General features: G+C 46.1%; 9 protein-coding genes. 7 read left to right on the top strand and 2 right to left on the bottom strand.

Translation table 11 applies throughout. From position 1 onward, the window contains the following. Positions 1-557: 557 nt before the first annotated feature. From QUA25_RS27865 to QUA25_RS27840, 6 genes are all read left to right on the top strand, one after another. Entirely contained in the window at positions 558-2,210 is a 1,653-nt protein-coding gene (locus tag QUA25_RS27865) for a bifunctional DNA primase/polymerase (protein WP_333042855.1), read from the top strand. Between the two features lie 649 nt (positions 2,211-2,859). Beyond that, positions 2,860-3,501 carry a leucine-rich repeat domain-containing protein gene (locus QUA25_RS27860; RefSeq protein ID WP_333042853.1) on the top strand — a complete coding sequence of 214 codons (642 nt, stop codon included), beginning with the start codon at positions 2,860-2,862 and terminating at the stop codon, positions 3,499-3,501. Positions 3,502-3,970: 469 nt separating this feature from the next. Next, positions 3,971-5,263 carry a Rieske 2Fe-2S domain-containing protein gene (locus tag QUA25_RS27855; protein WP_333042851.1) on the top strand — a complete coding sequence of 431 codons (1,293 nt, stop codon included), beginning with the start codon at positions 3,971-3,973 and terminating at the stop codon, positions 5,261-5,263. Between the two features lie 285 nt (positions 5,264-5,548). Further along, complete coding sequence (locus tag QUA25_RS27850) at positions 5,549-6,421, top strand: hypothetical protein (RefSeq protein ID WP_333042850.1); 873 nt, start codon at positions 5,549-5,551, stop codon at positions 6,419-6,421. A gap of 276 nt (positions 6,422-6,697) precedes the next feature. Continuing rightward, positions 6,698-7,318, top strand: coding sequence for a tetratricopeptide repeat protein (locus tag QUA25_RS27845; protein ID WP_333042849.1), 621 nt, complete (start codon positions 6,698-6,700; stop codon positions 7,316-7,318). A 61-nt stretch (positions 7,319-7,379) separates the two neighbouring features. Further along, positions 7,380-7,532: a hypothetical protein gene (locus tag QUA25_RS27840; RefSeq protein WP_333042848.1), complete on the top strand. Its 153-nt coding sequence runs from the start codon at positions 7,380-7,382 to the stop codon at positions 7,530-7,532. Between the two features lie 349 nt (positions 7,533-7,881). Here QUA25_RS27840 and QUA25_RS27835 read toward each other — a convergent pair whose 3' ends face one another. Beyond that, a complete protein-coding gene (locus tag QUA25_RS27835) occupies positions 7,882-8,265 on the bottom strand; it encodes a hypothetical protein (protein ID WP_333042846.1) in 384 nt (127 codons plus the stop codon). Further along, positions 8,262-8,984, bottom strand: a complete 723-nt coding sequence (locus tag QUA25_RS27830) for a ParA family protein (RefSeq protein ID WP_015179842.1) — start codon at positions 8,982-8,984, stop codon at positions 8,262-8,264. The genes QUA25_RS27835 and QUA25_RS27830 overlap by 4 nt, the downstream gene beginning before the upstream one ends. Positions 8,985-9,974: 990 nt before the next feature. Between QUA25_RS27830 and QUA25_RS27825 the strand changes: the two genes are divergently transcribed. Then, the gene (locus tag QUA25_RS27825) at positions 9,975-10,925 is read left to right on the top strand and encodes a tyrosine-type recombinase/integrase (RefSeq protein WP_333042843.1); all 951 of its coding nucleotides are present in this window, start codon (positions 9,975-9,977) and stop codon (positions 10,923-10,925) included. The last annotated feature ends 627 nt before the right edge of the window (positions 10,926-11,552 follow it).

The following is an 11,552-nucleotide window of genomic DNA, read 5'->3' as shown; positions in this document are numbered from 1 at the left end:
CGTGATGCTATATCTGCCCATTCTTGTAACTTTTTTATGCCTTCTCTTATTCCTCAATCACAGACCTGAATCCTTACAATCTCGTGAAAGTTACGTGCACACTAGCTTATTACGCAATACAGAATCATTTTGTATTTCTATGAGTTTCTATTAGCTGATCTTTTGCCTTCCACTTCATGAAAGAGCAACTCGCCAGCAGTGCTGCTGGGATGACACAAGACCGAGGCATACATAGATTTATTGTTACTAGCAATAAATGTGTAAAGAATGATTGCAGCCCAGGAATTTAATGAATTTACTATTGCCAAGTTGATTCCTTGATCATACTATTATTGATAGTGCGATAAGTTTGGGATCACGACGGTGATTGCAACCGATTGCAAGAACTAGAGCTAGCTTCCGGTTAGCCCTAAAATTGCCAAAAAAAATGGCCGCTGTTTGGGCGGGCCACAAAAATTTAAAAAGTTAATTTCAGTCTATCACCGCACGTGCTGCGGCGCAAACTTATTTAGAGCCCGCCCAAAAAAAAGCGGTCATACCTCCTGTCTAGGGCGAGTATGACCTTACAAAGCAAGTTACATTATCTTGACCAATTTAGTCAAGATTGCATTTCACTTGAAATCCCTTACACTTGGCCGCTAGTACCTGTCTGCGGTAAACGGGCTTATAAAAAGGGATGGACTCACAAATCATATAATCACCCAGAAATTCTTGCTGAACTCCAAACTGGCAAGGCTACAGGCGTTGGCTTAAAGCTGGGCAACGGGCTGTTAGCGATTGACATCGATGGCGAATCAGCGGCCAAGATGTTAGCCAAGTTAGCAGGCAGCAACAGCCTCACACCTTTTTCAAAGACAACCGCGTGGTCGAGTGGCCGTGCTGGCAGAAAGCAGTGTTTGTTCTCAGTGCCATTCGCCGATTGGCCCCGGTTACGCAATCTACGCATCGCCACCGAAGTTACTGGTGATGACGGTAAGGAAGAATATTTAGAGTTTCGCTGGCTCGGCACTCAAAGCGTGTTACCCCCAAGCCTCCACCCGGCGACAAACAAACCTTATATTTGGATCAACAATCCGCTCGACACTCCCCCGGCGATCGCTCCCGAATGGCTGATCGACCTCTGCGAAAATTGGCATAGCGAGTATGTCGGCGCTGAGGAGTTAGATTTGGTGCGCTTCCCGGTGCGATTGTTCGAGCACTTCGGCCGCCAGATGAGCGTCTGGTTGCTCGCGCGCCGCTTCGACCTATCCCGTCGCAGTCCTGGCGGCAAACCGAAAGGGTGTGGGACGGGAAAATTTAACATCACGGCAGCAGCCAGAATTTTAAATCGCAGCGCCGGACACATCCGAAAATTATTGTGTGCCGCCAAGAATTCCGGGTTGATCCGCAATTACCTACAGCGCGGCAACTGGGTTACAGTTTTTTACACCAGCCTCGAAAAAGCGATCGCGATCGCCGGAATCGACAAGCTCGGCCCGGTCGCCGCCATCAACATTGACGAACTAGCTAACATCCACATCATCGCTACAGAAGTGGAAGCACAACATTTGCAACGAGCATCTTTTCACCGGCAACGGCAAGAAGAGATGCGGCAAATACAAGCCCAGGGTTCTGACCCTGGGCAACCGACGCAGCTAATTGCGCCGACCGCTCTGCACACCTGCGAAAAACCGGCGCGGGTACTGGGGAAGAGCGAGCGGTTCATGTTCTGTGAATCGGGTTTCCGCTTCTACGGCGGAAGTATTGAGGCGATCGCACAGTCGAGGGGAATTTCTCCCTCGACTGTGAGCCGCCACCTTTCCAATAGCTACAGACTGACGGCTGCACCTGTACGAGGCTTTCGTGAAGAATTGCCGCCAATAGTCAAAAAACAACTTGTGGAGCGTCTGCCACTCCTTCAAAATATGCCCCCAAAACTATGCGTGGAGGACGGCTTAATTTTGATGCGCGGGGAATGGTGGCAGCCTCACTGCAATGTCTACGTTCTCAATCATCGTCTTGTCTCAGCTAGGTGGCGGAGGGGGCGCATTCAGGCCGCGATTGATAAGCAAACATTATGCGTCAAAAACAGCTCGCCGGGAAATCCAGACAATAACTTTCTCTTATCAAACTCTTCTTTTCCCAAGAAAGACGAAGAGCCAGAGCGGGGAAAAGTTGCAGCGAAAAAACCGGGACAAGGAAAATCAAAAAGGATCATGCCTCATCAATAACTAAAAAATGGGATGTTTTGCCGTGACTTGAAGCCTTGGGTCAGCTTATGCGTTTTAACCTGACCGAGCTTTATCACTTTTAAGCCCTAGGTCAGGATAAGTTCCTTCCTAAAACATATTCATTGCCCGGTTAATTTTCCGGAAACGGCATTAGTGTGTTGTCTCGGTGCCATATCGGCGTAGGAATAGCGAAGCTGCCATAGACCGCAAAGTAGCAATTAAAACCCTCATCTGGTAATGATTACAGGCATTTTTTCGCTTACTGTTCGTGTGTGCCTTGCAAATACTCAGTTCCCACAGCAGAGTATTGGTTATACTCTGCTGTGGGAAACGAAATAACAGCGGGAACCCTTGCCAGCAAAGGCTTTTAATCCAGCTCTCGACAGGCAGAAGTTTTAGTAAACAAGCTGGACTTTAGCGATCTGAGTAATATTTACCTTTCTTTACGTACCTGATGTTCTCAAATAGCCTGGATCTCGATTTGGGAAAAATAAGCGCTCAAGCCCTTACCCGGCAATGATTTTAAGTCCTACTTTGCGGTTCGTGTCAGCTTCGCTAGTTTTGGGCCATATCCTGATTCCTACCGTTTTTTCCAATAGGCTAGATTTAATCGTCACCATAAAATAAATACTACGGAGAGACAAAGGATATGACGCCAGAGGAAGCGGTGCGAAAAATTGAGCGAGCTGCCAATGAAAAATTGATAGAACTGAATTTGTCGTGGCTGAGTCTGAAAGAATTGCCACCGGAAATTGTCAAGTGTACGCATTTGACACGGCTTGTACTCTGTGACAATGAGATTACCTCCATTCCAGAGGTGCTCGGGCAATTGTTGCATCTGACAGAGCTTGACCTCAGCAGAAATCAGATTATCTCCATCCCAGAGGACATCGGGCAATTGTCGCATCTGAGATGGCTTGAACTCAATCGAAATGAGATTACCTCCATCCCAGAGGCACTTGGACAACTGTCGAACCTGAAATCGCTTAGCCTGAATAACAATGAGATTACCTCAATCCCAGAGGCGCTCGGGCAACTGTCGAATTTGGAAGGGCTTTCCTTCAGTGGTAATCAGATTACCTCCATCCCAGAGGCGCTCGGGCAACTGTCGAATCTGATAGGGCTTTGCCTCAATAATAATAAGATTACCTCCATCCCAGAGGCGCTCGAGCAACTGTCAAATCTGGCATGGCTTGAACTCAGTGACAATAAGATTACCTCCATCCCAGAAGCGCTTCGTGATTGGGTGGAAGACATCCCAGAAGCATTTTTTGATTGGGTTGAAGAGTGATTTCACGTCAAATCCTTGCTCTGTATAGTTTTACCTGGTTTGACTATAAGGTTTATAGTTTAATGCTTATAGTTAAGTCTGCTGTGTTAACCTTTGAAACTACACTCCTCTACCTAACAAGGTAGCTTTTGTAGCGTTTCTAAGTTATAGATGGGGATTGTTGCATTTCCGCGTGTGGGAAAGCATGGAAAGACTTGCGATCCTTCTTTTGACTTGATCCGGCTTCACCTCTTTCTTCGTGCTGCAACTGTTCGAGGTTACTGTGACCGCTAATTTCTTGAATAATCCGCAGCGGAATGTCGGCGTTGTTCCCGAACGTCTGGGGTAAAATATAACGACACCTTCGTTTCTTGTGCGAGCGCCCAGAATAACCCAAGGAAACCTGGAGGTCTTTTTCTTTCCCTACCCCGACACCCTAACTTTTTGTCAAATGAAACCAGAATTCAATTTTTTTGAGCATTGGTATCCTATGATACCACTCGAAGACTTAGATCCCAAGCAACCAACTTCAGTAACACTTTTGGGACTGCGTTTAGTTATCTGGAAACCCAAATCATCTGAAACTTTCCAAGTGTTTTTAGATCGATGTCCCCACCGCCTTGCGCCCCTAAGTGAGGGGCGCATTGATGACGAAACAGGGAATTTAATGTGTAGCTATCACGGTTGGCAATTTGATGAGCAGGGAATTTGTACTCATATTCCCCAAGCGGAAAATCCAGAACTTGTAAGCAAGAATAAAGAAAATCTGTGTGCTGTAGCACTACCAGTTCGTCAGCAACAGGATTTACTCTGGATTTGGCCAGACGCAAAATCAAGCGAACAAGCTGCAAATACACCCTTACCTTTATCACCGCAGATAGATGCAGCTAAAGGGTTTGTTTGGTCTTCTTTTGTACGAGATTTAGAATATGACTGGGAAACCCTTGTGGAAAATGTGGCAGATCCGAGTCATGTTCCTTTCGCTCATCACGGCGTGCAGGGCAATCGCAAACAAGCAAGATCGATTGCCTTCAAAATGGTGCAATCAACACCTAATTTGATTGAAGTAGCAATAGCTGGGCCTTTTCAAAGAAAAATCACTTTTGAACCCCCTTGTCGCTTGGAGTATGCGGTCAGTTTTGGCGATGACGGCAAACAGTTGGGATTAATCACCTACTGTATACCTGTGTCTCCTGGGAAGTCAAGAATTGTCGCTCTATTTGCCCGTAACTTTGGTCAAACACTCTCTCGTCTTAAACCCCGTTGGTGGGATCACATCACCAATCGCAATGTTGTTCTTGATGGAGATATGATTCTTCTACAGCAGCAAGAGTATTTTCTCCAACAAGCAAAATCTACCCAAAGCTGGAAAACTGCCTATAAGTTACCTACAAGTGCAGACCGTTTAGTAATTGAGTTTAGGAACTGGTTTGATCGCTATTGTCACGGACAACTACCCTGGAGCGAAGTTGGAATCAATGTTCCACCGACACGGAATATCAATAACGATCGTCAACAAACGCTGGATCGCTACAAACAACACACCCAACATTGTAGTAGCTGTCGAAAAGCACTTTTGGTCGTGCAACGCTTACAAGCATTGCTTTTAGGCTACTTTGTAATTACTGTTTGCACTGTTGCTCTTTTTCCTGATGAATTGCGACTTAATGTGGGCTTACCCTTAGTTGTGATAGCACTACTAGGTCTAGGAGCTTACACTTGGCTGAGATTCTGGCTTCGTCCTAGATTTTACTTTGTGGACTACATTCATGCACACAGATAAAGGCATTTGTCAGACACTTTTGCAGTAGTTTCCTGCTCAAATTCACTAAATGAGCCAACAGATGCTCACAATATAAGTATACTAATTATCCTAGGCAAATTCATGTTTTTAATATTTTTTTATGGTGTTGCTGATTTATGGTTTGAAAAGCTAAATATGCCAGTCATATAAACCAGTAGGCACAAAGCTTCTGGATTTTCAAATTGTTTTTTTATTCCCAGGTTAAGCAACGCCAAATTTTTCTATAATTTAGGTAAGTTGGTTAATACTTACTACCAAATTTCCATGACAGAAAGGAACTCTACAGAGCAGCAACCTACGATCTACAATCCGATTATCTGGAGATTGGAACTACAAAACTCAGAAAAACCCAGTCGAGACACCTATATTAAAACCTTAGGAGAATTACCGGATTTTGTTCTGAAAGCAAACCAGATTTTGTCATCTAATCAAGAAGGGGATTTCCAGAGGTTACTGAATCATTATCGAGAGGTATTCAAAGCCATCCAGAAATGGATTGTTCATTTTGACAAGCAGAGCCATGATTCCTCCCTATCTGACCCTCCAGAACTGCGTTTCTCATGGGAATTTGACTTTAAGCCCCACGCTGAGGAATCGTGGGCTTTATTAAACCTTTGCCAAGAGATTGTGAAGCGAGCTCCGTTGTATGGGCAAGATTTCCTAAAAGTTACTAGCGCGACAGAACTGTGGTGGAGCTGCCATTTTGAGCGCCTTCAAGAGACTTTTTTCAAAAACGGGATTTTTAGCAAACAACCTGAACTACAGGGAAAACAATACTCTTGTGATGTGATGTCAAAACGCATCCGAGAAGACTTTAATACACTTCATCAACGGAAATTCGCTGACAGCTCTCAGTTCGACTTGACGAAGATAGCCACTTGCGATGCTACAGAAGAAGCCTTAAGATTTTTCGCTGAAGATATTGCCCAACAGGATGACGAATTTCGTCGCCAAATTTACTCCAGCTATATAAAAATTAAGAAACGTGTTGTGAGAAGTGCGCGTAATAATCCCAATCTACAATTAATGGTGTTGGAACCAGATGGTTCTCTTCATGTAGGTGGTAAAGGCAAGCGAGGCAAAGGGAAAAACCCATCCCAGTCGAAAAAAGGGTTTGTTAAGAAAAGTAAACATTAACCGAAAAGCTGCACAAAAGTTGAACCTAAATTACCCTTATGAGACTTTGGGTAAAGAGAAGCTATTGTTTGGAGATCAAAAGTTTCCCTGATAACTGGCAGATATCTAACAGGAAGTCTGTCGCTGTTATCTCCCTCCCCTCCCTAAATTTCTTCTGAAATTTTGAATAACTGCATTCCATCAGTCTAGGTGGAAAGGGATTTTTATGGGAAACAATGACTCGTATTTGTGCATCTCCAAGACCACATGGTCTTCCACGGCAACTGCTTCTCTCTCATGGTTAACTACCACGCGATCGGGCAATACGTTACCCATCTGGGCGGTCAAGCCTTACATACCCCGCATCACCATGCCAGCCTCAACATCTCCGCCTTCTTCTTCGGTCATCCCCCCACCGACTACGCCGAAACCCGTCATGCCTATCAAGATGCCATTATCAACCTCAGCCCCGACGACTTTTTCAGCCTCAAAAAAGCTCTCGACCTTCACTGCGATCGCCTCACCCTACAACAAGCGGTCGCCTACATCCGCCTTAGTGGTTGGGATGCCAAAATCTTCTTAGCCTGCCTTTCCGTCCTCCAATCCCACGCTGAATCTGCCTCCGACACTCAGCGACAAGAACTCATCCAACTCATCCATAACGTCTGGGACACCTACTATCCGATCGGTGAATTCCAAGACCTCGCCTTCCAACTCGGCACACTCCTGATCGCCCTGCAAGACTATCGCACAGCATCTGGGTACTTCCAACAGTCCCTTAAACTGCACGGCTTACAACCCAAGACTTTATATCACCTCAGCCAGTGTTATCACCACCTGGGCGAAACCGAACCTGCTCTTTACTGCATCCATCAGGCCATAAAATTAGAGCCAAATTTCAGAGCCGAACAGTTATAAGTAGTTAGCCAAAAGTACACTCAACATTAAGACGAGTTAAAGACACTCCAACGCCTTGAAAATGAAGAAATTGAGCGCTCTTAGCCGCATCTTGCTTTACGGCGGTGAAATTGGTGCAGGCATGGAGGGAGTTGAAAAAACCCTCTGGCCTAATTTAGCTTCTCTTGTTGGGAGAGACCAGTTTATTGGCCTGTGGGATAGTCGTTTGGATTAAGCTTTGGCGTATGGATGAAGCAATTCGCTTTATTCAATACTTCGGACAGTTTTTGGAACGCTCCTACAAGCTTTATAGGGCAAGGAGGATAAAAAAGTCGAATTAAATGCCAGTCAGGGGTGGAGCTGACATTGATTTAATTATCCACAGGGGCTGCGAAGTCTTAGAGCCTAAGCCATTGGGCTATATAAAAACTGTCCGGACTATTGTTTATTAATCAATAAAAAAATCAGCGATCGCTCTCTAGTTTACCAGAGCGATCGCCATTCCCGCTCGCGCTGATATCATCAAAATATATTATTCGGATGAACCGGAAACAATCTCCCTAATACTATATACCTTTTATTGTCTAAAGGTCTAATAGGTTTAAGTGTTTACGCAACTGTTCAACATTCTTGATTTGGCTCCAGTCCACATCAGCCTGTTGTAACAGAGAAATCGCCACGCCCATCAAATGCTGAGGATACACTCGTTCTGCTGGTGGCACAGCTTGGGCGTTGTTGTCCCTAACAAGTCTGGCTGTATCTGCTAACCATTCATGCTGGTTGCGAGTAATTTTGAAATTGACCGCTACCAGTTTCTCCTTGGAATTAGCCAGAGTCGCAGCTTCAACCGGAGGGTCAAGAGCGGGTATCCTATCAGCTTCAATATCTACTGGTGCTGGTGACTGCTTAATTCCGGAAAACTGGCTCAGCTTTCCCATCCCCCCCATTTTACTTTTAGGTTTGTTCACGACAACCTCCACAATTTTTTGCACTCTTTAGCCAAAAACCGATAAGATGAAGCACCGGAGGACTTGGCAGCATAGGCGGTGACAGGCTTTTGCTGAGCAATAGATTCTGCCACAGCAATGTTGTCAGGAATCACCGTATGCAGCAGCCGATAGTCCAGTTCCACAGAAGCCTCAACCAGCAAACTGTCAGCTTCCTGGGTTAACAGCAGGCGCGACTTATAGCGAGTCCGTAACACCTCAATTGGCACTCCTGTTTGCTCCCCTCGAATTAATTCCACCGCTTCCGACAACCCCTTGAGAGCAGCCGGTTCGCACAAAGTCGGAATCAACACGCGATCGCACGCCAACAAAGCCTGTACCGAAACAGAGGAAAGCCCTGGCGAACAGTCCATCAGGCACACATCAAACCCCTTCAGCTTAGAGAGGGCTGGGGTGAATAAATCATGAGGTGACTGCAATTGGAACAGTCCCAAATCCCCCGGAATCAGCCACAGATTTTTTACCTCTGTATTTAAGGGCTCTACGTTATCCCCCTGAAGCCAATCTAAAGCTGTCGGCTGCTGACCGTCTTGGCCTAACCCAAAACTAAGGGTGCGCTGCCCATCCAAGTCGAGCAGCAGGACGCGACACTTACTTGCAGCGAGGCAAGCTCCTAAGTTTAAAACTGTGGTACTTTTCCCCGTACCGCCTTTGAAATTGAAAATAGCGACCTTTAACATAAAATCCTATTAAGGTCTAATCATCGTTTAGCTTAACACTTTTATATGCTTAAGTGTTAAAGTCATAAACGGTTAAACGTCTAATAGGTTTAACCGTTTATGATCAAGTCTGAGGTCAGCCGCAGATTGGCAGTTACAGCACGAATAAGGTAAGTAGGTAGGCGAAACCCGTTTCTTGATGAAACCGGGTTTCTATGGTGTACTTCATAAACTTGCAATTTGCTGCTTGCTTTAAAATCTAGGGTTTTTTGTCTGACTGGTTAGACCCAAAGTCAACTGGGGCAATTGCTCTTTGGGGTAACGATCAAACGATCAATCGCTAGCTTGCCATAATTGGTTAAACAGTTAAACGTATTATACCTTTAGCTGTTTAGATGAATATCCCATAACTAGCTTTTCAGGCAACTGAAGCGATGTCGCGCTGGGGCATAGCGTTCCGTTAACTGCGATCTGCGTACTACCGTATGCTGATAGCTCAACAAATGCCTTGGCTTTCTTGAGGCGATCGCACCACCCTCAGTTAGGATATCCGCGATCGCACGGCTGCCTGCTCTCCCTAGATAACTCAATCGTATAGGGTCAAGGTTGAATGGCAGATAATGTTATTCAGGGTGAAGGTTTCACGGTCAGAGAAAGCAAATTGACTTCTTTGTCGGGCGCGTTAAGTAAGTAGGCGCTGTAAAACGCAATTATGTAAACGACTGTAAAGTATCCAAATTCCTTAAGCGTGGCTAAGTCAGCCCTGTTTACATACAGTTACATAGTTGAGTTTAATTCCGCCTACCTACTTAAACTCCCTCTTAATTAATTCCTTTAAAAGCTCCACAAGCAACAAAAATTGAAGGAGAAACGGGAGCATCTGTTGATGCTCCCGCACTTGCAGCAATTTCCAGGGGCCAGTCAAACTTTTTTTGTTGTGATTGCACTAATTGTCCGACAATTAAGAGGAATTCCTAGAAATGCTGTTCTGACAATTTCACAGGTCGTCCTTTGAACGCTGTTACCTCAGATTTAACGCTCTTGTTGCCACAGCCTCTGCCGCTGACGAATCACCCGGTGGCGGTGTACCTTTCTCTGTTGGCACCCGGCTCACAGCCGACGATGCGGCAGTCTCTTGATGCGATCGCGTCTTTGCTGACGGAGGGGCAGTGCGACGCGATGACGCTGAATTGGGCGACGCTGCGCTACCAGCATACGGCTGCGGTGCAAGGGGCATTGATAGCACAGCACTCTCCGGCTACTGCTAAAAAGATGATGTGTGCTCTGAAGCGGGTGTTGAAAGAATCACTGCGGCTGGATTTGATGAGCGCGACTGACTATGCCAAGGCGATCGATTTGCCTAAAATTAGGACATCTGACAAACTCAGGGGGCGGGCCTTGAGCGCTGATGAAATTGCCACTCTGTTTGAGGTGTGCCACAATGACTCGACTCCGGCAGGCGCTCGGGATGCGGCTCTGCTGGCGATTCTGCGGGTGGGTTTGCGCCGGGCTGAAGTGGTGAAGCTGGAATTGAGGGACTTTAATGCTCGCACGGGTGCTATGAAGGTACGAGGCGGTAAGGGGAACAAAGACCGCACGGTGTACCTTCCTGGCAATGCTGTGAAGGTGGTGGAAGATTGGCTCGTGGTTCGGGGTCTGGAAGCGGGAGCGTTGTTGTGTCCGGCCTGGAAGATGGGTCGGATACATATCAGACCGCTAACACCCCAGGCGGTATTAGTGATTTTGCAAAAGCGGGCAATAGAGGCGGGAGTGGAGTCGTTTTCTCCTCACGATTTCCGCCGGACTTTTTGCTCGGATTTGCTAGATGCTGGAGTTGATATCGTGACTGTGGCGGAGCTGGCGGGGCATTCTTCGCCTGCAATTGTGGCTAAATATGACCGCCGGGGAGAGGAAAGGAAGCGGCTCGCTGTGGAGCTGTTGTCGATTCGGAGCAAGCGTTGAGCTGCCAACAAGCGACAGTAGTTTTGGAGTGCGAATTGACTTCTAGGCTTATAGATGAGGCTGGGAGACGGAGCTAATGAGAGCGATGTACAAGGCAGCTTCGGCTGAATATCACTGCGTTATTGACGGGTAGTTGTTTATCGTCTCCACTTCACCTATAAAGTATTTTGCCGAACCCTAGAGGCCGACAAAATATTTCACTCCTCAAACCGTCACGGAGCAAGAGTTTCAGGCGTTGATTATCCATTAGCTCCCTGATTATTTCAGTCAAGGCGTCAAACCTTTATCCGGCTTAGGTTTCATCCACTTGGCTATAATGATCAACCCTAGGGTTAATCCGTACCACTTATGATCCTGTGTCATCAAATGGCAGAGCTTAAGCGTCGCATTTTTTGAGTAAACGAGAATTTCAACCCTATAGGGTTGTAGGTATTTGCGACATATGAAAACAAACTGTGAGGTAGCAGCCAGATAGGGACACACTAAAGCTTGCGTCCGCTTGCCGACTCAAGCAAGGCAAAATAGGTTTTTTTAAAATAGTTAATCTCGTGTAAGGATTCAGGTAAAAAATAGTTCCGCAGAGAGCCGAAAAATATGGTAATGTAGTCAGATGAGCGAAAAGCCAGA

The organism is Microcoleus sp. Pol17C6 (assembly GCF_036701145.1).
Taxonomy (GTDB): Bacteria; Cyanobacteriota; Cyanobacteriia; order Cyanobacteriales; family Microcoleaceae; genus Microcoleus.
This window is presented reverse-complemented; position numbering and strand designations above follow the sequence as displayed.